The organism is Corynebacterium sp. HMSC035E02 (assembly GCF_001836065.1).
Classification (GTDB): Bacteria; Actinomycetota; Actinomycetes; order Mycobacteriales; family Mycobacteriaceae; genus Corynebacterium; species Corynebacterium hiratae.
Genome location: NZ_KV827362.1, coordinates 1 through 18,890, shown reverse-complemented (window position 1 = coordinate 18,890; position 18,890 = coordinate 1). Strand labels below are relative to the sequence as shown.

Sequence of the window (18,890 nt, the reverse complement as noted above, 5' to 3'; positions counted from 1 at the left end):
TGAATCCCGCAGACACAGAAATGTGGCTGCGGGATTTCGCGTTGCGCGGGAACGCGATCGCGGACACACAGGGCTGGGTTGGGCAAGGGCGGAGTTGAGGGGTGTTTAAACGCTTCTTCTAAAGGCCTAAAAACATTCACTATGCTGGCGATTTGTGTTGTTTACGCGTTTCGGGTTAATCTTTTCAAGGCTTCAACGAGAGCACAGCGGAGATAATCCGTTACTCAAAGAGGCTGTGCCCCCTTAGCTCAGTCGGCAGAGCGTTTCCATGGTAAGGAAAAGGTCGACAGTTCGATTCTGTCAGGGGGCTCCATTCATGTTTCCAGACATTTCTGGAAGGTGAATATGGCGGTGTAGCTCAGTGGTAGAGCAAGCGACTCATAATCGCTGTGTCGCGAGTTCAATTCTCGCCATCGCTACCGGGAAGGAAAAGCGCCCGTGATCTGGGCGCTTTTTTACTACCGACTCCCAGCCTTACACGGCACGTGGTTTCCATGTGGGATCACCGTTCTGGTAGGGTTGTGCGTTGTCCCAAAAAGGACACGCAAAGGGGCGTGGCGCAATTGGTAGCGCAACGGTCTCCAAAACCGTAGGTTGCAGGTTCGAGTCCTGTCGCCCCTGCCACATCACTTCAAGGAGGAAATCGCCGTGAGCGATGAAAAGCAGCCGAGCACCGGGGCAGCCCGCCCAACCGGCAAGCGTCAGCTCTCTGGCGCAGCGACCACCTCTACTGAGTCCTACACTGACAAGCGCGTTGTACGCGTCGAGGACAAGAAGGAAGAATCTGCCGGTGGTTCCGTGGCCTCCTTCCCGAGTGAGGTTGTTTCCGAGGTGAAGAAGGTTGTCTGGCCTACTGGCAAGGAGATGGTCCAGTACGTGCTCGTGACCTTTGCCTTCCTCGTCGTGCTGACCGCACTGGTCTGGGGCGTTGACACGTTGACGGGCCTCGGAGTTGAAGCGGTCCTCGCGCCCAAGTAGAATCAACCGCATACTTTCATCCCGCCGAATCCCACTAGGGGAACGGCGGGATACTTTTTGCCCTAGCCACCCCGAGTACCCTGGTAGTGACTAGACGGATTAATACACAGATGGAGCAAACAATGAGCGACGAAACCACCGGCACTTCTCTGGAACAGGCCATGATCGATAATGTCCAGGACCAGGCCGCTGAGGCTGCTGAGGAAGCGGAAGCTGCCGAGGAGACCATGGACGCAGCTGCCGCCGAGGAACAGCAGGAGGAACTCTCTGCAGAAGAGCAGGAAGCTGCCGAGAAGGAAGCCGCTGCAAAGGCCGCTGAGGCAGCGCTGGGTGGCGGTGCTGATGAGGAGGAGGCGTCGGAAAGCGCAGCAGCCCCTGGTGCTGACGCCGCCGCAGCAGAGGCTGAGTACAAGACTCGCCTGCGCGCCTTTACTCGTGAGCTGAAGAAGCAGCCGGGCCAGTGGTACATCATCCAGTGCTACTCCGGTTACGAGAACAAGGTGAAGACCAACCTGGACATGCGCGCCCAGACGCTTGAGGTGGAGGATTCCATTTTCGAGGTTGTCGTGCCGGTCGAGCAGGTCCTGGAGAAGAAGGACGGCAAGAAGAAGGTTGTGAAGCGCAAGCTGCTGCCGGGCTACGTGCTGGTGCGCATGGAGCTTAACGACGCTGCCTGGTCCGTCGTCCGCGATACCCCAGGTGTGACGTCCTTCGTGGGCAATGAGGGTAACGCCACCCCGGTCAAGATTCGCGATGTGGCCAAGTTCCTCATGCCGAACGATGCAACTGTTACCCCGGAGAGCTCGGCTGCCGACGCTGACGGCGAGCAGGTCGTTGCCATGCCGGAGAAGGAAGTGGCCAAGGCTTATGCACATGACTTCGAGGTGGGCGAGGCTGTCACCATCCTGTCCGGCCCGCTAGCCTCTGTTTCTGCCACCATTTCCGAAATTGATCCGGAGACTGGCAAGATGCAGGGTCTGGTATCTATCTTCGGCCGCGAGACCCCGGTGGAGCTGTCCCCGACGGAGATCGAGCGCATCTCCTAGAAAGCGATTTTGAGCTGGGCGCACGGTGTTCTAAACTTGAACGCCGTGCGCTTTTGCGCATGTTGAAACGTTCATCCTCCGGTGGCCCACAACGCGTGAGCATCCGGACGGGGTGCTGTTATTCATCGTGGCGGCACCTCGGTACCACAGGAAAGAGGTAATTCGATGGCTCCCAAGAAGAAGGTTACTGGCCTGATCAAGCTCCAGATCGAGGCAGGCGCTGCTAACCCGGCCCCGCCGGTTGGCCCGGCACTCGGTGCCCACGGCGTCAACATCATGGAGTTCTGCAAGGCGTACAACGCTGCGACCGAGTCCCAGCGCGGCAACGTCGTTCCGGTGGAAATCACCGTGTACGAGGATCGCTCCTTCGACTTCAAGCTGAAGACCCCGCCGGCTGCAAAGCTCCTGCTTAAGGCTGCTGGCATCAAGAAGGGCTCCGGCGTTCCGCACACCGACAAGGTGGGCTCCGTGACCTGGGATCAGTGCAAGGAGATTGCACAGACCAAGTTCGAGGACCTCAACGCTCGTGACATCGAGAACGGCGCCCGCATCATCGCTGGTACCGCTCGCTCCATGGGCATCACCGTTGACGGCATCCCGGCTAAGTAATAATCGAATCTTTATCGAATCTTTAGTGCGCGGCACGTCGTGTGCCGCGCGTGGCAGGGCCAGCTTCGGCCCGCTATCACCACATCAATCCAAGAAAAGGAATTGCACTTATGAGCACCAAGTCCAAGGCATACAAGGCTGCCGCTGAGCTGGTAGACCGCTCCCGCCTGTACCGTCCGATCGAGGCCGCCAAGCTGGCCAAGGAGACCTCCTCCAAGAACTTCGACGCCACCGTTGACGTCGTCTTCCGCCTCGGCGTTGACCCGCGTAAGGCTGACCAGCTGGTTCGCGGTACCGTTTCCCTGCCGCACGGCACCGGTAAGGACGTCCGCGTAGCTGTCTTCGCTGAGGGCGACAACGCTGAGGCTGCTAAGGCTGCTGGCGCTGACATCGTTGGCACCGAAGAGCTGATCGCTGCCATCAACGAGGGCAACATCGACTTCGACGTTGCTATCGCTACCCCCGACCAGATGGCCAAGGTTGGCCGCGTTGCCCGCGTTCTGGGCCCGCGTGGTCTCATGCCGAACCCGAAGACCGGTACCGTGACCGCTGACGTGACCAAGGCTGTTGCTGACGTCAAGGGCGGTAAGATTTCCTTCCGCGTTGACAAGGCTTCCAACCTGCACGCCATCATCGGTAAGGCTTCCTTCGACGCTGAGAAGCTGGCTGAGAACTACGGTGCACTGTACGACGAGATCGTTCGTCTGAAGCCGTCCTCCGCCAAGGGCGTCTACGCCAAGAAGATCACCATCTCCACCACCTCCGGCCCGGGCATCCCGGTCGACGCTTCCGTGGAGAAGAACTACACCGAGTAAATCGGTCTAGCGCATCGCGCTAAATGACAAAGGGCTTCGAGGTTTACCTTCGGAGCCCTTTTCATTTACCCAGCCAGTCCCGTGTAGATAGCGGCTGGGATCGCTAGGCGTCGATATCGTCCGGCACCCAGTCGCGGCTGTCTACGTCGAGGTAGACATTGCGCGCTAACGGAATCTGGTGAGAGGAAGATTCCAAAATATGCATGAAGTAACCGGCGGTGTTGGGGATAGCGAGGGTATCGCCCACCGCTATGCCCTCCGGGAAATCGAGCTCGCGGCGCAGGATGACTTCATCTTCGATGCAATAGGCCCCCACCACGAACCCGGTGCGCGGTTCCCGGGCCACCGCACCGCGGTCTCCGGCAGTGGGTACGAGGAGCGGGTCGAGCAAGATATCATCCGCCGCGGTACGGCATTGGGTGCGGTTCATGGCGGCGCCGATGAGAGGTAGGCCGTCGGAGCGCTCTTTGAGGAAGCTGACCTCGGCGAGGATGATGCCGCAGCCATCGAGCAGGCTGCGCCCCGGCTCCAAGTGAAGAGAAATATTCCGCTCGCGCAGTGCACGGCCGGTGGGGCCAAACCCGGCCACCTCACCAGAAAGGAGTTGGTCTAACCACCGGCCGCGGGTAGGCGTCTGCCAGAAGGGGTAGGTATTAGAGAGCGGGTCGGACTTCCACGTAAAAGGCTCACCGGTGCCGGCGCGCTGGGCTGCGATGCGCTGCTGGTAATACCCCCATTGCTCGCGGGATTCGAGGTAGCTCATGGGAATACCGCCGCCGATATCGATGAAGGAAGCAGGCTGGCCAACTAAGCGGAGGTGCTCGATGAGGGCGATGGCCTCCGCGAGTGCGGTGCGGCGGTCCGATTCGCTATAACCATGCAGGTGTACGTGAACGCCGTCAGCGTGGATGGTTTCGGGCCAGGCATGGCTTTGCCATGCGTGAAGGAGCTCACCGAAGCGCGTCGGCGGAAGGTTATCCGGGTTGGGGGCAAGGCGCGGTGCGACGTGCGCGGTGTGGTGGAGGGCCTTGGCAAGAGCAGCGATGCGCTCGGCTTCCGCTCGCGAATCGCACGAAATGGTGACTCCGCGGTCGATAGCTAGGCGCAGCAACGCGTCGGTCTTAATAGCCGCGCTGAGGATAATCCGCTCGGGCGCGACTCCACGGTTGAGCACTTGGCGCAGCTCATTTTCACTGGCGACGTCCACGCCCAGGCCAGCCTTGTGGGCGGCGTCGACGAAGCACAAGGCTTTATTGGCCTTGCGAGCGAAAAATACCTGGGTGTCCACGCCATGAGAGGCGCCGGCATCGAGGAGCTCTTGGGCGTTGCGGCGCAGCGGCGCGGGGTTGAGCACATTAACGGGCGAGCCATACTCGGAGGTAAGGCGGGAAACTTGCTGTGGGTCGCCCACCAATTCCGTCATCCACTCTTCCCACCGCGCGCGCAGCGCAACGGTGCCATGAACGGGTAACGGGGTGGTGTGGCGGGTCATGGATTTCCTACTTTCTCTGCCCAGCGGGGGATGTCATTGTGCACGGAACGGTTCAACGAGTCATGGCCGGGAAGCTCAAGCTCATTCATGCGGCCGATTTCCACGACGCCGGGGACATCGTGGAAAGGGGAGGGGGTGGCTTGGGGAGCTACGGTGGCGTCGATAAGCAGGTCAATGTCACCTTGTGTGCGCCATAGGTCAACCTGGTCCGGGGCTACGAGGTAGCGGGTATCTACCACGCCTGTGCGGATGAGCTCGAGCAGGCGCCGCGCGGTGACTGGGGGTGGGCCAAAGGCCACGCGCTCGAGAGTGCGCGAGAGCTCACGGAATCCGGGCATGGCGCCATGAGTCTTATGCCATTCAACGCATTCTTGAAAGAGCCCCCGAAACGCCGCGCCCACAGCCGCCGCCGGGGTAAGGGGCCCTGTGCCCTCAGCGGCGTGGAGGGAGGCGTCCAGCTCCGCGACGGCATCGCCGGAAAAGTCGTGGCCGTCGAGCACTGCAGCGAGGTCCCCGGTGGAAAACTCACCCATCGATCCGGCGGCCGCCAGGAGGATGTCGCGCAATTCATCGGCATTGTGCACGCCGGCACAGGCGCGCCTTACATTGGCCGGGATCTCGGGCTGCGGCATGCCCGGCGCGGGTTTGACCTCCATAAAGCGCCCGCTGCGGCTCACCGGGAAGATGACCTCGGCGGCATCGCCGTACAGCAGGCAAACATCGATGAAGCTCAAGGCAGCACCGCGCACCCCAATCCGTCGCGGGGCACTGGGCAAATCGGCGCCGAAGTAGAGTCCGGTGATCGGAACGCGGGAAGGCTCGTGGACTAAGGCTCCGGGGTGGAGGTGATCGTGGCCGGTGCAGACGAGGACTTCGTCGAAGGGCGAGCCATCGACGATGAACCTGTCGTCAGCGGCAGACACCGAACGCACACGCTGGGGTAGGTGTCGAATGCGCACGTGCTGCGGGGCGCGGTGCAGGGCAGCAGCCCACGTATCGGCCAGGAATTGCCCCACCTGCGCGCGCGGCGGGAAGGCATCGGTGGTGGATTCCCCACGGCGGGTACGCCAAGCGTTGAAGCTATCGTGTGCGGTGGTGACGATGGCGCAATTGACGTTAAGGCGCCACTGCGGCGGCTGCTGCGGGCGATACACCGCGCCGGCGCCGGCGGGGTAGGGATCAAAGACGGTGATATCCAGGGGGTTGCGGGCGCGCTCGATGAGCTCTTCTACGGCCCACAGCCCGCGTGGGCCGCCGCCGATGATGGCGATGCGGCGGGAAGGTGTCTGCGGGCTCACTCTGAATCCCCTTCGACGCGCGCGGCGAGCTCGGCAGGAGAGATATCGAAGTGCTCGTAGACCCAGGAATCGCTGTAGATGGTATCGAGGTAAGGCTGGCCACCGTCGTGGAGTACGGCCACGACCTCCGCACCGGACGGAAGGGTAGGCGCGAGACGCTGGAATGCCGCGATGACCGCGCCGCCGGAGGCCCCAGGCAGAAGGCCTTCGACCTGGGCGAGGCGACGGGCTGCCACAATGGCATCCAGATCAGGCACACGCTCTACTGAGGACGGCGAGAATTTGGTGGATAGATCGGTGACAATGCCAGCACCATAGCCCGGCAGCATGCGGGTGCCGCGCTGGCCCCCAAACAGCACGGAGCCTTCGGCATCGACACCGATGGTCTCCGTATCAGCGCCAAGCTCAGTGAGCTTGCGCACGCAGCCGCCGAGAGTGCCGGTGGTGCTCATAGCGACGAGCAAGTGGGTGGGCGCCTGTCCGAGCTGGTACACGATTTCCGTCATCGTGCCTTCGGCGTGGGCGTAAAAGGCGGCCTCGTTGGAGTACTGGTTGAGATTGAAAGAATCGGGGATCTCTTCTAGAAGCTCGGCCACGCGGGTGCGGCGAGCAGTGAGCCAATCGCCGGTCTCCGGGTCCGGGTGATCCAGCAATTCTACGTGGGCGCCGTAGGCCCGCATCGTGGCCACGGTGGAGGAATTGACGCGCGGATCGACCACGCAGTGGAATTTCATACCCGCAAGTGGGGCCTGGCGGGCCAGTGCCATGCCAAGGTTGCCCGAGGAAGACTCCACCAGGGTGGATCCGGGGCCTATGTAGCCGGCGTCAAGCGCGGCTTGGATGAGTGCGCGTGCGGTGCGGTCCTTGGCGGATCCGCCCAGGTTGAATTGCTCTAGCTTGAGGTAGAGGTGCACATCGGTACGAGGATTAATGGCGTCCACGCGCATCAGCGGAGTATGGCCAATTGGTGGTTGGGCTTGAGAATGAATCCGTGGGCTCATCATTAGCCCCATGGTAGACCTCTGCCTGCGGCTTTTGTTGCCGGCTTCGTCCCTGATCTCCGCATAGCCATCGAGGGCAGCTTGGCGCGATTCCTTGAGATCTCCAATTGGCGGCGCGGACAAGGCGGGTGCCCAGCGGCGCACATAGTCGCCGTCGGGATCAAAGCGCTTGGCCTGCGTTTCGGGGTTGAAGATGCGAAAGAAGGGCGCGGCATCATCGCCGTAGCCGGCAACCCACTGTCAATTAAAGGGGTTGCAGGCGGCATCGGCATCCACCAAGGTGTCCCAATTCCTCGCATAAGTGCCAGTGAATGCCCAGGTTCTTCGGGAGGAACGAGCCCACCACCATGCGCACGCGGTTGTGCATATCAATGTTAACGGCGTCAAGGCGCCCGCTCGCTTGTTCAGTCGGGGCAGCTTTCATGTTGTGGACCTAGCGGTAGGCTTGGGCAGCCCCGAATTAAAAGGCCCCCTCATGACAGGAGTGCCGTGATGCCGTCGGAGAGAATCTCGCGTGGGCTGATGTGGTGGGTCGCGTGGAGCCGCGCATAGGTAGGAGCTTGGTCGGGGTCAATGGCGACGTGCTTCTCGTCAGATGCCATGGGTGCGGTCAGCGAGGCGCCAATCACCAGGTTGGATAATCGGTAGGCAGTTCCCAGCGGATCCGGGGTACCCGCTTGTTCGAGCAGGACGCACATCCGCTCGGAAAGGGCCAGGTACGCCGGGCCCCTGGGAGCGCGCATGCCGATGACCCGGTCGGCCCACCGGTGGGTCGTGAGGTGCGCGAAGAAGGCGTGCATCAGGGCAGGCAGATCGGCGTCGCGGATCGACTCGGACATCACGGGATCGTCTGCAAGCGCTGTGTCGAGGGCGAGGTCGAACAGATCGTCGACGGATTCGACGCGGGAGTACAGGCTGGCTGGAGCGACACCCACCTGTTGCGCCACAGATCGCAGGGTGAGGGCCCTCAACCCGCCTTCGTCCAGCAGCCTCACTGATGCCCTCGCAACCTCCACGATGTCCACTGCACGGAGGCGTTGCACAGGTTTGCGGTGTTCCCAGTAGCTCACCCCACCAGCCTAACCAAACATGCTTGAGTTAGCTATCCATTCTATGTTAGTTTTAGCGCATGCTGGATGCCACTACCCTTCCGATCACGTTGGAGAGCACTCGACTACGTCCCTTGTACGAGCTGGACGCAGACGCGTATGCGGCCGGCACCAGGGATGAAGCTGTGCGGCGCTTCGGCCACCTGCCCGAGTCCGACTACACCACAGAGTCCGTGCGACGGATGATCCGTGACGAGGTTGCTGAAGGTCTGTCGTCCGGCACGCTGGCAGTCCTCGCACTTGTCGATGCCGAGACGGATCGGTTTGTGGGTTCCTTGGTGCTCTTCGATGTCAGCTCCGAGTCTGCCGAGGTCGGGTTCTGGATTCATCCGGATGCGCGGGGAGCAGGGCACGCTCGTCGGGGCCTGGAGTTGGCATCGCGCTTCGCACACAACAGTGGACTGCGAACCTTGACGGCGCGCACACTTCCGGAGAACAAGGCCTCCCAGCGGTGCTTGACGAACGCAGGGTTCCGTGAGGTCGAGCGAGCCGTCGGGACCACGCCCGCAGGACAGTGCGAGGAGTTGATCCACTACCGGCGCGATCTCAAGCCCACCGTCCAGTGGCCGTTGGCGACGGAACGGCTTCGGCTCCGTCCACATAACGCCGACGATGCCGAATGGCTTCACGAGCTGTACTCGCGACCCGACGTTGCCCGCTACCTGCTGGACGAGCCATGGACCGCGGAAGTCACCCACGACAAGCTCACTGAACGCCTAGCGAAGACTGACATCGATGGCGAGACTGGTGCGCTTGCGCTGGTCATCGAGTATGACGGCATCCCGATCGGAGACGTCGCCCTCTGGCTCACCGATCACGAGCACCGTCAAGGCGAGATCGGGTGGGTTCTCGACCCGGCGCACGGTGGGCAAGGTTTCGCCAGCGAAGCCGTCCGAGCAGTACTCGCCCTCGGGTTTGACCACTACCGGCTCCACCGCGTCACCTCGCAGATGGATGCCCGCAACAGCGCCTCGGCAGCACTGGCTCGTCGTGTCGGGTTCCGGCTCGAAGCACATCACGTCCAGGACTGGTTCAGCAAGGGCGAATGGACCGACACCCTCATCTTCGCGCGACTTGCCTCCGAGCACATGCGCCAGTGATCGGGAGTCTGACTTTCATGCTCCCTGTAGGCGGCTCCTAAATCTACCGCGCTCTGACGACGTATCGGCATCGACTACGCCACCACTCACCCGGTGCGTTACTGCATCATCAACAAGGTCGACCGCCTCGCACGCAACCGGCTCGATGACGCCAAGATCCACGCCGCGCTACGGGATGCCGAACATCAGCCTGGTCTCGGTCACCGAGAACATCGACGAGACCCCTGTGGGATGCTCATGCACGGCATCCTGGCCTCCATGGCCGAGTTCTACTCGCTGAACCTGGCCCAGGAAGTCCTCAAAGACTTGACCGAGAAAGCCGCGAGCGGCGACACCCCCACCAAAGCCCCTCTGGGCTACCTCGCCGTCCGCGCACCAGCCTCGACCAGATCACCACCCGGCTCGACAACCTCACCGACGCCTACGCCGAGGCCCGAACAGGATTGGACCAGCTCACCGAACTCCTGGTCGACCTCGACGAGCTCTACAACAAGTACGAACCAGCCGAACGACGCATCCTCAATCGCGCCCTGCCGTGCTGCTCGGAGCCCGAGTCGGGCAGGGCATCGCCACCGCCATGGTCACCCCCGCCGCGATGGCACTGATGACCACCATGTTTCCCGAAGGCCCCGCACGATCCCGCGTGCTGGGCCTCAACGGGGCGCTCATGGCCGCCGGCTTCACAACCGGAGCGGTACTAGGTGAAGGCCTCACCGGCACCGTCTCGTGGCGCTGGGTGTTCTTCATCAACGTCATCGTCGCGGTCGCCGTCATCCTCGTTGCCCCCCGCCGTGCTGAAGGAGACTCGCGACGAGAACCGCCCCCGACTCGACGTGCCGGGCGCCATCGCCATCCCCCTGGGCCTCGGTGCGTTTGTCTTCGGGATCGACAACGCAGGCCACACAGCGTGGACCCACCCGGCCACCTGGGGATCCATCGCTGTTGCCGCGATCTTCGTGACCGCCCTCTTCCTCGTCGAGTCTCGCGTTGCCGAGCCCCTCATCGCCCCCGGTCTGCTCAAGCGCAGCAACATAGCCTGGGGCAACACCGCCGGACTGCTCGCCTTCGCCACGGAGACTTCGCTGGTGTTCCTTCTCACTCTCTACCTGCAGGAAACACTTGGCTACACGCCCGTGGCGGCTGGCCTCATCCTCGGCGTCCTGGGCATCGGCACCGTGATCGGCGGACTCATCGCCCCGAAGATCATCGGCCTCACAAGCCCCAAGAAGGCAATCATCACAGGCTTCACTGTTCAAGCACTAGCCACCTTGCCCCTTGCCTTCGTGTCTGACTCCCGAGCATGGCTCATCCCGCTCTTGCTCGCTACCTTCATCGGCGGCGTGGCCAACCTCATCGCCATCGTCGGCTACGTCGTCACCTCTACCAGCGGCGTATCCGACGACCAGCAGGGGCTCGCCACAGGCCTTGTCACCATGAGCCAGCAGGTCGGCATCGCCCTGGGCACACCAGTCATGTCGGCCATCGTCACCGCCTGGGCTGGGGCAAGCCTCCGCCAGGACTGCAAACCGCCATCGGCGTCAACGCCGCCCTCGCGATCATCACCGTCCTCGTGATCGCCGCCGCACTACGCCTTCCGAACACCTCGCCCAGCACGGCTGCGTCCACAAGCCAGTGAGCCACCCCGAACGGAAAGACATGCAACGCACGACGCGTACGTCAGCATCCACGCTCCCAACGAGCGAGGTCCTCGCGGTCATCCACGTGATGCGGCAGGACCTCGCTCGCCGCTGGACGATCAGCGAGCTGGCACGAATCGCCCACCTGTCGTCCTCAGCCCTGTACCGAGCCTTCATGCGGGAGGTGGGGACAACCCCGATCGACTGGCTCAGGCAAGCTCGGGTCATGAGAATGGCGCACCTGCTGCGTGTGTCGACGGATTCCATGGAGACGATCGCTCGCGCTGTGGGTTGGAGCAATCGTGGCCACGTAACTCGACAGTTCAAGGCCCGGACCGGGCTGGCCCCATCGCATTATCAAGCCACAACTCGCCAGTTGGCTAGTGATGAGTGCCTGTCGTGTGACAGGAGACATCACGCACGTAGAGACACCCACGCCCTGGTGTGCGACGGAGCCGATTCATGCGCGTTCCTGTGGGCAGAAAATTCCAGCCAGGCCGTAGCCACCTCGGCTCTCGAAGGGCGGGGCACCTGCACTCATGCCGGCAGTTCATAGCTGCGATGAGACGCATGTATTGGACTCACCACTGTGTTGGCCACCACCCTTGAAGGCAAGAGCCCGAACGTCGCGGGCCACTGACGATCTTGAAAGGGGAACTCGGCATGGATGTAGTGGTTGCGGGCACCGGGTCGATGGGTGCACCGATTGCGTTGAACTTGCTGAACCAGGGTTTCACGGTGGGCGTGTGGAATCGTGACCCGGCACGCCTTCAACCGTTGCTCGACGCAGGTGCGGCTCGGGCCATGGATCCAAGGGATGGTTTCGGTGTTCCCGTGGTGTTGTCGGTGTTGTCCGATGACAACGCGGTCCGAGAGGTGTTCCTGGCTGAATCGACGCTGAGCTCGATGGGAGTAGCGAGGAGCGTCCACGTCAATCTGGCGACGATCAGCCCTGAGTTGGCCCGGGAGGCGGCTGATGCTCACACGGCGCGTCAGGTGGGATACGTGCCAGCGCCGATGTTCGGTGGTGTGCCGGTGGCTGAGGCGGGGAAGTTGAATCTGGGCACGGCGGGCCGGACTGAGGATCTTGAGCGAGTGTCACCGTTCCTTGACGCGATCAGCGCCGAATTGTGGCCGGTTGGCGAGGACGCGTTCCAGGCGAATGTGGTCAAGGTTGCGGGTCAGGTGTTGATTGCGGCGGCGATTCAGTCGCTGTCCGAGGCTGCCAGCTTGGTGGAGCGCGCCGGTGGCGATGGGCACCGTGCGATGGAGATCTACACCTCCACGATCATGTCGGGGCCGGTGCATTCGATGTATGGCGCGATGATTGCGGAATCACGGTTCGAGCCGGCCCGCTTCACGCCAGCGCTGGGCCGCAAGGATGTGGACCTGGCTCGCACACTGGCACGAACCAATGGCCTCCAGCTCCCGGTGGCCGACCTGCTGTCGGACCTCTTGGGTGAGGTACTGGAGTCTGGTCTGCACGATAGGGACTGGTCAGTGCTGGCTGAGGCGCAGCGGCACCGCGAGCTCTCGAGGCAGGCATGAGCGGGACCGACGTACGTGATCGGTTGCCGTGGGGTGCTCTCCTCGCATTGTCGGCATCAGGCTTCTTAGCGATTTTCACCGAGACTATTCCGGCGGGCTTGCTGCCGGAGCTGTCTGCAGGCTTGGGGGTCTCGGAGTCGGCCGCGGGTCAGCTTGTCACCTTGTACGCGTTGGGATCGGTGGTGGCGGCGATTCCGTTGGTGTCAGCCACGAGGTCTATGAGTCGCAAGCGCGTCCTGGTGATGGCGGTGGTGACGCTGGGATTGTTCAACTTCATCACGGCGATCGCCCCGTGGTATCCGATGATTCTGGTAGCGCGCTTGGTGGCTGGCGCGGCTGCGGCACTGGTCTGGGGTGTGCTCGCGGGCTATGCCCGTGGGCTGGTGGCACCCGCCTTGCAGGGGCGCGCGCTGGCAGTGACCGGAGTCGGCCAGCCGGTCTCATTAGCTGGTGGGGTTCCGCTGGGAGCCTTCGCCGCGTCGGTGATGGATTGGCGTTGGGTCTTCGTGGTGATTTCTGCGGCGGCCTTCGGCCTCGCCCTGTGGATCGTTGTAGCGGTTCCCGACGTGGCCGGGTTGCGATCTGGTCAGCGCACGCCACTGACACGGGTGATCCGGCTCCAGGGCATCGGGATCATTTTGGGGGTGACCGCGGCATGGATCTTGGCTCACAACATGCTCTACACCTACGCGGCCCCGCTGCTGGGGGGTTCGCCCCTGCGCCTGGACATTGGCCTGGCGCTGTTCGGTCTCGCCGCCATGGCAGGGATTGCCCTGGTGGGCATGGTGATCGATCATGCGTTGCGGACCACCACTCTCCTGAGCCTGGTTTCGATGATCGGCTCTGGCTGTGCGTGGGCAGTCAGTGATCCTGGTCTCGTGCTGCCGGTGGCAGCGGTGATCGTCTGGGGTCTTGCCTTCGGCGGAGCGCCCGTCCTGCTCCAGACAGCCCTGGCTGATCGAGCCGGGGAACATACCGATGCCGCTCAGTCGGTGTTCGTGACGGTGTTCAATCTGGCCGTCGCGGGCGGCGGAGTGGCCGGCGGAGTGTTGCTTTCCAGAACGGGAACGTCAGGGATCGCCGTCGCAGCCGACACTGTGGCACTTGCAGCTCTTGTGGCGGTGATGCTGTGCCGAGGTGCGTTCCCGTCGGGGCCTCGTCACAAAGCTGGTGTGTCCGAGGAGTCGGTCGCGGCATCCGCGTGATCGTGTGGGATGGCGTCCAGGAAGGCTCGGGTGGCGGGGCTGGGGTTGAACTCGTTCCAGGCCAGGTACTCGATCCTCCGGGGGCCATCAACGAGTGGGACGACGAGCACACCCGAGTCATACGGAACGACATCGGCAGAGAGCATTCCGACCGCAAGCTCGTTGCGGATGAGACCAACGATCAAGTCGGTGGTCATGGCTTCAAAGGCGACCTCGCGGTGTAGCCCCGCCGCTTGGAATGCAAGATCGCCCTGGGCACGCCCGGCGGATCCACTTGGGAAGTCAACAAAATCCTCACCAGCAAGATCGGCGAGCTTCAGGCGCTTCCGACGCGCCAGGCGATGACTCACAGGAAGCGCTGCAACAAGTGCCTCGTGGGACAGCTCCCGGAAGGAAACCCCGTTGGGCGGTGTACATTCGGCGAGGCCGAGGAAGGCCACATCAAGTCGCCCCGCACGAATGTCGCTGACGAACTGTTCACTGCCCCCGCCCAGAAGGCGTACCTGGACTGCGGGGTGCGCGGCGTGGAAACCCGCCAGAACGCGCGGAACGTCAACAGCCGTGATGGTCGGAATCACGCCGATGGAGAGGGTTCCACGGACCTGCCCGTTGGCAGCCGCAGCATCCGCCATGGCCCGCTCAGTCGCCTGCAACGCGTCCCGCGCAGCGGCCACGAAGGCTTCTCCCGCCGCAGTGAGTTCGACACGACGCGATGTACGCGCGAACAACTGCACGCCAAGCTCTCGTTCCAGCGCCTTGATCTGATGACTCAGCGCCGACTGCACCACGAAGCATCGTTCCGCCGCCTTGGTGAAACTGCGTTCTTCCGCGACGGCGACCGCGTACCGCATCTGCTGCAATTCCATACAATCATGATGCCAATGCATGGCTTCCATGACAAGCATGTGTTGGACTCATACTCGATTCAGCACCAGGCTTGAGGGCATGACAGCAAGCAACCAGTTCGACAGACAGCAGGCGGGGTGGATTGTCCTGACTGCGGTGGCGCCGATGGTGTGGGGAACGACCTACATCGTCACCACGCACCTCCTGCCTGACGGGCACCCGATCTTCGCCGCTCTCATGCGCACTCTCCCACCGGGACTCATCGCGTTGGCCCTGTCTCGCCAACTGCCACGCGGATGCTGGTGGTGGAAGAGCCTCGTACTCGGTGGGGTGAACATGGCGGCGTTCTTTCCTCTGCTGTTCATCGCTGCACAGCGGCTGCCTGGAGGAGTTGCCGCCACGCTGGGGGCTGTCCAGCCCATCGTGATCGCTTTCCTGGCTGTGCTGATTCTTCACGAGCGACTATCTGGTTGGCGCCTGGGGTGGGGTATCACCGGCATGATCGGGATCGGCATGGTCGTGTTGGGCCCCGACGCGGCACTCGACCCGCTCGGTGTCCTTGCCGGGCTGGCTGGCGCCACCTCGATGGGGACCGGCGTCGTCCTCACGAAGAAGTGGGGACGCCCCGAACACGTGAGCGCTATCGGCCTGGCCGGCTGGCAACTCACCTCCGCAGGCCTCCTTCTCGCGATCCCCGCGCTCGTCCTTGATGGCATTCCCGAGAGGGTCGACGTCGGTGCCTGGGCCGGGTACGCCTGGCTCGGGCTAATCGGCGCTCTGCTCACATACACGATCTGGTTCGCCGGCATCCGTCATCTGTCCGTCACGCCCACCGCGCTCCTGGGACTGCTTTCGCCGCTAATGGCTACACTGCTGGGCGCACTCATCGCGGGGGAGTCTCTCACCCTCCTGCAACTGGGTGGATTTGCTGTCGCACTCACCGCACTTGTGGCAGGCCAGTTGCCCGCTCCTAGCCGAAGGGAAGCTGCATAATGACGGTCCACGCTTCGGGGGTGTTCTCCCCTGCTTTGCGAGTGCTCACAACCGCTCTCCTCGTGTCGGTGGGAGTCGTTGCGTTCGATGGTCTTGGCGTTACCACCGCGCTGCCGCGCATCGCTGCTGAGCTGGGCGGGATGTCCACCTACGGATGGGCCGTTTCTGCACTGATGTTGGCGAGCGTGGCTGGCACCGTGATCGCCGGCTATCTGGCAGATGCCAACGGTCCGCGTATCCCGATCTTGACTGGCTTCGCCGTGTTTATCGCTGGATTGGTGATGTCGGCGCTTGCCACCACCTGGACGCTCTTTCTAGTCGGCCGCATCGTACAAGGGCTTGGAGTAGGTGCCATCTTGTCGATGGCGTACCTGCTCATCGCTCTGGCGTACCCCGACGAGCTCAAGTCACGGGCGCTCGCGCTCCTGTCAGGTGCATGGACTGTACCAGCGTTGGTGGGGCCGCTGGTGGCAAGCGCTCTCGCTGAGGCTGCACATTGGCGATGGTTGTTCTGGCTCCTGGTCCCCCTTGTCTTGGTCGGGGTCGTAATGCTCCTTGCCGGAATGCACGCCACCAGTTCGACCACTTTCACTCGTGAACCGGCGGGAGGTGTTGCACGCCAGGTGGCTTTCAGCCTGCTTCTTGCTGTGTCGTCGGGGGTGTTCCTTATCGGGTTGGAGATGCGCGACCCACTCTGGACCAGCCTGGTGACTATCACTGGTGGCGTCGGGCTGATCGTTGCTCTGCAGCGGGTCACCCCGCCGGGAACGCTGACTGTGCGACGTGGGGTCCCTGCTGGGGTCGCCACCCGCGCCACCTTGTCGCTGTCGTTCTTTGGTATCGAGGTCTTCCTCCCCCTGGCTATGACCGAGCTGCGAGGCGCAAGCCTGACGATGGCAGGCACGACTCTGGCAGCCGGTGCGCTCGTATGGGTGGCAGGATCTCTGGTCCAAAGCCACCACGAGAAGAAGGCCGGAACTCACACCCGGCAAGGAGACACTGCAACAGGGCTGGTCCTGTTGACGGCAGGCATCGCGACCATCACAACCACCCTGCTCATCTCTGACGTTCCGATCACCGTTGCAGCATTGGGTTGGGCCATTGGCGGATTCGGAATGGGCATGGCCTACAACGCCACAACAGCCCAGACCTTTGCCGAGACCAATCCAGCCCTCGCCGGAGCCATGAGCGGCACCATCCAGATGGCCCAGACCCTCGCCACCGCGCTGATCGCAGGCATCGGCACCGCCATCATCGCCACAGCCCAGCCACACGAGGGTGGATTCACAGAAGGCGTCACCTGGATTCTCGCCATAACAGTGGCTTTTGCACTCGTGACAATTCCCCTCAGCCGCCGCATCGCAACCAAATGACCTCGCTCCAGCACCAGGTGCTGGGCTCGCATGGGGACTGCGCTTCGTCTCGCATGGGGCTCACCTGCCATCCAAGATTTAGCGAATACAGCGCATGAACGACGTCACGAGGCTTGCGGCGTGCGGGGCAGACCTCGGCTCGTCGGATAATTCTCGGACCGCTCGGCGAGAGGTTTCCCAGATCATCAGCGCGATACGCAGGGATCCGAGCCGAAGATGGAGGATCTCCGAGCTCGCAGCGATGGTGAGTCTCTCTCCTTCAGCATTGCATAGGGTGTTCACTCGGGATGTCGGAATGTCCCCGTTCACTTGGCTAGGTCGAGTGCGGACTGCTGAGATGGCGCGGCTACTTCGGGAGGCGGATGGATCAGTGGAGGCCATCGGACGGCAGGTGGGGTGGAAGAATCGAGGCCACGCAACCCGGCAGTTCAAGGCCAGGATTGGAATGACGCCATCGCAGTATCGGGTTGCCGTTCGCCGTACCCGTGAAACCGTGTGTCGGCTCTGTGGCGAGACTCTCTCGGCATTCGGCGGAGGTCGCTGGGGCGGGTGGCGGGTGATCTTGCTTCGGCGGGTGTGCCGGTGTTTCCGTGCGTGCCCGGGCAGAAGCCCCCCCTTCACTGCCTGAGGGTTCCACGACGCTTCCACTGACCTCGCCCAAATCGAGCATTGGTGGACGCGGTGGCCGGAGGCGAACTTGGGGCTGCCGACCGGGGCGGTCTCCAGTGTCGTGGTCGTGGACGTCGACATCCGCGACTACGTGGATGGCCGGGAGAGCATGCGCCGCGCCCTCGATGCGGGGCAGGCAGGTGTGCCGGTGTTCACGGTGGTCTCCCCCTCGGGTGGTCGCTCGAAAACCTCACCGACGCCTACGCCGAGGCCCGAACAGGCTTGGACCAGCTCACCGAATTCCTGGTCGACCTAGACGAGCTCTACCACAAGTGCGAACCAGCCTAACGACGCATCCTCAACCGTGCCCTGTTCACCCGCATCACCATCGACGACGAAGAAAACGCACCTACACACCCAACGAGACCACCGCCAGCGTCCTCGCACACACCAGCATCGATGCCCCGGCGCACGTCACCGCAGAAACAAAACTGCCCCGCCATTGTGAGCGGGGTCTTTTCCCGTTTCTAGTGCTGGATTTGTGCAGGGTAACGGTACTATTCTCTCTAACAGGTAATTGGCAGGTTGGTGGTATGGGATTACAAGGAACGTGCCGCATAATAATCTCGTGCGTTTGAGAGAGGCGCATGAGAGATAGAGAGAACACCCTGAGTCTTGCAGGGCGGGCGGCGTGAGAAACCGCCTGATAGACAAGACCCCTTGCAACGCGGGTCCCGGATTTTCCTGGGGCCCGCGTTGTGCTGTGCGCTGCGTCCCCCACCCACCACGGCCTAAACGACAAAACGGCTTAAGGGACATTTCGTGTGGATTTGCGGCGTGTCGCACTAAGGGACATTTCGTGTGGATTTAGGCGCGTCCGGCCCAGCCTTTTCTTACGCCTAAGCTGGGGTTCCATTCGTTGTCGATGCCGGTGTCGTATGTGGCGGGTCGCCCGTCTGGGTGGCCGCGGCGTTTGAGTTCTTCTTTTGCCCAGGCTGCGCGTGCTGCTTTTTCTCCTTGGCGTCCGAAGTCTTGTTGCTTGGCTAACTCCAGCGGCGCTACCGAGTCTTCGGTGTGGGTGTAGAGCCACCAGTCCATGGTGATGCGCTGATGCTCATCGAACATGCCGCGATGGTTTCCGGCTAAGTCTTTGAGTTGTTTGTTGATGCCGCCTTCCAGCAGGTTTGTGGTGGCTTTTAGATCCTGTGTGACACCTTCAGGCGGGTCAAGG

17 protein-coding genes, 3 tRNA genes and 5 pseudogenes are annotated in these 18,890 nt (G+C 62.6%); 18 read left to right on the top strand and 7 right to left on the bottom strand.

Annotated features, from left to right (window positions below; all coding sequences use genetic code 11):
• Positions 1–237: 237 nt before the first annotated feature.
• From HMPREF2635_RS09170 to rplA, 7 genes are all read left to right on the top strand, one after another.
• Positions 238–313: transfer RNA gene (locus tag HMPREF2635_RS09170), tRNA-Thr, on the top strand.
• A 34-nt stretch (positions 314–347) separates the two neighbouring features.
• Positions 348–419, top strand: a tRNA-Met gene (locus HMPREF2635_RS09165).
• 129 nt (positions 420–548) lie between these two features.
• A tRNA-Trp gene (locus HMPREF2635_RS09160) sits at positions 549–624 on the top strand.
• Between the two features lie 24 nt (positions 625–648).
• Positions 649–978, top strand: coding sequence for a preprotein translocase subunit SecE (gene secE, locus HMPREF2635_RS09155; protein ID WP_070669544.1), 330 nt, complete (start codon positions 649–651; stop codon positions 976–978).
• 122 nt (positions 979–1,100) lie between these two features.
• On the top strand, positions 1,101–2,024 hold the full coding sequence (gene nusG, locus HMPREF2635_RS09150; protein WP_070821635.1) for a transcription termination/antitermination protein NusG: 924 nt from the start codon (positions 1,101–1,103) through the stop codon (positions 2,022–2,024).
• Between the two features lie 165 nt (positions 2,025–2,189).
• Positions 2,190–2,633, top strand: a complete 444-nt coding sequence (gene rplK / locus HMPREF2635_RS09145; protein WP_070520976.1) for a 50S ribosomal protein L11 — start codon at positions 2,190–2,192, stop codon at positions 2,631–2,633.
• A 110-nt stretch (positions 2,634–2,743) separates the two neighbouring features.
• On the top strand, positions 2,744–3,448 hold the full coding sequence (rplA, locus tag HMPREF2635_RS09140) for a 50S ribosomal protein L1 (RefSeq protein ID WP_070821634.1): 705 nt from the start codon (positions 2,744–2,746) through the stop codon (positions 3,446–3,448).
• 103 nt (positions 3,449–3,551) lie between these two features.
• Here rplA and HMPREF2635_RS09135 read toward each other — a convergent pair whose 3' ends face one another.
• From HMPREF2635_RS09135 to HMPREF2635_RS09120, 5 genes and pseudogenes are all read right to left on the bottom strand, one after another.
• On the bottom strand, positions 3,552–4,940 hold the full coding sequence (locus HMPREF2635_RS09135) for a type III PLP-dependent enzyme domain-containing protein (protein WP_070821633.1): 1,389 nt from the start codon (positions 4,938–4,940) through the stop codon (positions 3,552–3,554).
• Complete coding sequence (locus HMPREF2635_RS09130; RefSeq protein WP_070821632.1) at positions 4,937–6,238, bottom strand: FAD/NAD(P)-binding protein; 1,302 nt, start codon at positions 6,236–6,238, stop codon at positions 4,937–4,939. Before HMPREF2635_RS09130 ends, HMPREF2635_RS09135 begins: the two co-directional genes overlap by 4 nt.
• Positions 6,235–7,251 (bottom strand): pyridoxal-phosphate dependent enzyme, encoded by a 1,017-nt coding sequence (locus tag HMPREF2635_RS09125; protein ID WP_070821670.1) that lies wholly within the window; start codon positions 7,249–7,251, stop codon positions 6,235–6,237. Before HMPREF2635_RS09125 ends, HMPREF2635_RS09130 begins: the two co-directional genes overlap by 4 nt.
• 39 nt (positions 7,252–7,290) lie before the next feature.
• Positions 7,291–7,606 (bottom strand): annotated as a pseudogene (locus HMPREF2635_RS13080) (FAD-binding domain-containing protein); the annotation flags it as partial.
• A gap of 106 nt (positions 7,607–7,712) precedes the next feature.
• Entirely contained in the window at positions 7,713–8,234 is a 522-nt protein-coding gene (locus HMPREF2635_RS09120) for a TetR/AcrR family transcriptional regulator (RefSeq protein ID WP_070821669.1), read from the bottom strand.
• Positions 8,235–8,368: 134 nt separating this feature from the next.
• Between HMPREF2635_RS09120 and HMPREF2635_RS09115 the strand changes: the two genes are divergently transcribed.
• The 7 genes and pseudogenes from HMPREF2635_RS09115 (at position 8,369) to HMPREF2635_RS09090 (ending at position 13,838) form a co-directional block, all read left to right on the top strand.
• Complete coding sequence (locus HMPREF2635_RS09115) at positions 8,369–9,448, top strand: GNAT family N-acetyltransferase (protein ID WP_070821631.1); 1,080 nt, start codon at positions 8,369–8,371, stop codon at positions 9,446–9,448.
• A 93-nt stretch (positions 9,449–9,541) separates the two neighbouring features.
• Positions 9,542–9,769 (top strand): annotated as a pseudogene (locus HMPREF2635_RS13880) (hypothetical protein); the annotation flags it as partial.
• 256 nt (positions 9,770–10,025) lie between these two features.
• Positions 10,026–10,202 (top strand): annotated as a pseudogene (locus HMPREF2635_RS13875) (MFS transporter); the annotation flags it as partial.
• Between the two features lie 37 nt (positions 10,203–10,239).
• Positions 10,240–11,022, top strand: coding sequence for an MFS transporter (locus HMPREF2635_RS09105; RefSeq protein ID WP_168167660.1), 783 nt, complete (start codon positions 10,240–10,242; stop codon positions 11,020–11,022).
• Positions 11,023–11,104: 82 nt separating this feature from the next.
• Positions 11,105–11,641 (top strand): helix-turn-helix domain-containing protein, encoded by a 537-nt coding sequence (locus HMPREF2635_RS13870; protein WP_070821628.1) that lies wholly within the window; start codon positions 11,105–11,107, stop codon positions 11,639–11,641.
• A 107-nt stretch (positions 11,642–11,748) separates the two neighbouring features.
• On the top strand, positions 11,749–12,633 hold the full coding sequence (locus tag HMPREF2635_RS09095) for an NAD(P)-dependent oxidoreductase (protein WP_070821627.1): 885 nt from the start codon (positions 11,749–11,751) through the stop codon (positions 12,631–12,633).
• Entirely contained in the window at positions 12,630–13,838 is a 1,209-nt protein-coding gene (locus HMPREF2635_RS09090) for an MFS transporter (RefSeq protein ID WP_070821626.1), read from the top strand. Before HMPREF2635_RS09095 ends, HMPREF2635_RS09090 begins: the two co-directional genes overlap by 4 nt.
• Here HMPREF2635_RS09090 and HMPREF2635_RS09085 read toward each other — a convergent pair.
• Positions 13,793–14,704 (bottom strand): LysR substrate-binding domain-containing protein, encoded by a 912-nt coding sequence (locus tag HMPREF2635_RS09085; RefSeq protein ID WP_070821625.1) that lies wholly within the window; start codon positions 14,702–14,704, stop codon positions 13,793–13,795. The two genes, HMPREF2635_RS09090 and HMPREF2635_RS09085, sit on opposite strands and share 46 nt — an antisense overlap.
• 79 nt (positions 14,705–14,783) lie before the next feature.
• Between HMPREF2635_RS09085 and HMPREF2635_RS09080 the strand changes: the two genes are divergently transcribed.
• The 4 genes and pseudogenes from HMPREF2635_RS09080 to HMPREF2635_RS13860 all read left to right on the top strand — a co-directional run.
• Entirely contained in the window at positions 14,784–15,677 is an 894-nt protein-coding gene (locus HMPREF2635_RS09080; RefSeq protein WP_070821668.1) for an EamA family transporter, read from the top strand.
• Positions 15,677–17,050, top strand: a complete 1,374-nt coding sequence (locus tag HMPREF2635_RS09075) for an MFS transporter (RefSeq protein ID WP_070821624.1) — start codon at positions 15,677–15,679, stop codon at positions 17,048–17,050. Before HMPREF2635_RS09080 ends, HMPREF2635_RS09075 begins: the two co-directional genes overlap by 1 nt.
• A 94-nt stretch (positions 17,051–17,144) precedes the next feature.
• The gene (locus tag HMPREF2635_RS13865; protein WP_083321296.1) at positions 17,145–17,678 is read left to right on the top strand and encodes a helix-turn-helix transcriptional regulator; all 534 of its coding nucleotides are present in this window, start codon (positions 17,145–17,147) and stop codon (positions 17,676–17,678) included.
• A 12-nt stretch (positions 17,679–17,690) separates the two neighbouring features.
• Positions 17,691–17,975: pseudogene (locus tag HMPREF2635_RS13860) on the top strand (bifunctional DNA primase/polymerase); the annotation flags it as partial.
• A 551-nt stretch (positions 17,976–18,526) separates the two neighbouring features.
• Here HMPREF2635_RS13860 and HMPREF2635_RS09070 read toward each other — a convergent pair.
• Positions 18,527–18,890, bottom strand: a pseudogene (locus HMPREF2635_RS09070) (IS256 family transposase); the annotation flags it as partial.

Bases quoted from the DNA above. Each gene is read 5' to 3' on its own strand.
- HMPREF2635_RS09115 (WP_070821631.1), top strand. From the start codon at position 8,369: ATGCTGGATGCCACTACCCTTCCGATCACGTTGGAGAGCACTCGACTA.
- HMPREF2635_RS09090 (WP_070821626.1), top strand. From the start codon at position 12,630: ATGAGCGGGACCGACGTACGTGATCGGTTGCCGTGGGGTGCTCTCCTC.
- HMPREF2635_RS09125 (WP_070821670.1), bottom strand. From the start codon at position 7,251: ATGGGGCTAATGATGAGCCCACGGATTCATTCTCAAGCCCAACCACCA.
- HMPREF2635_RS13870 (WP_070821628.1), top strand. From the start codon at position 11,105: ATGCAACGCACGACGCGTACGTCAGCATCCACGCTCCCAACGAGCGAG.
- HMPREF2635_RS09095 (WP_070821627.1), top strand. From the start codon at position 11,749: ATGGATGTAGTGGTTGCGGGCACCGGGTCGATGGGTGCACCGATTGCG.
- HMPREF2635_RS13865 (WP_083321296.1), top strand. From the start codon at position 17,145: ATGAACGACGTCACGAGGCTTGCGGCGTGCGGGGCAGACCTCGGCTCG.
- HMPREF2635_RS09075 (WP_070821624.1), top strand. From the start codon at position 15,677: ATGACGGTCCACGCTTCGGGGGTGTTCTCCCCTGCTTTGCGAGTGCTC.
- rplK (WP_070520976.1), top strand. From the start codon at position 2,190: ATGGCTCCCAAGAAGAAGGTTACTGGCCTGATCAAGCTCCAGATCGAG.
- HMPREF2635_RS09080 (WP_070821668.1), top strand. From the start codon at position 14,784: ATGACAGCAAGCAACCAGTTCGACAGACAGCAGGCGGGGTGGATTGTC.
- nusG (WP_070821635.1), top strand. From the start codon at position 1,101: ATGAGCGACGAAACCACCGGCACTTCTCTGGAACAGGCCATGATCGAT.
- HMPREF2635_RS09085 (WP_070821625.1), bottom strand. From the start codon at position 14,704: ATGGAATTGCAGCAGATGCGGTACGCGGTCGCCGTCGCGGAAGAACGC.
- rplA (WP_070821634.1), top strand. From the start codon at position 2,744: ATGAGCACCAAGTCCAAGGCATACAAGGCTGCCGCTGAGCTGGTAGAC.
- HMPREF2635_RS09135 (WP_070821633.1), bottom strand. From the start codon at position 4,940: ATGACCCGCCACACCACCCCGTTACCCGTTCATGGCACCGTTGCGCTG.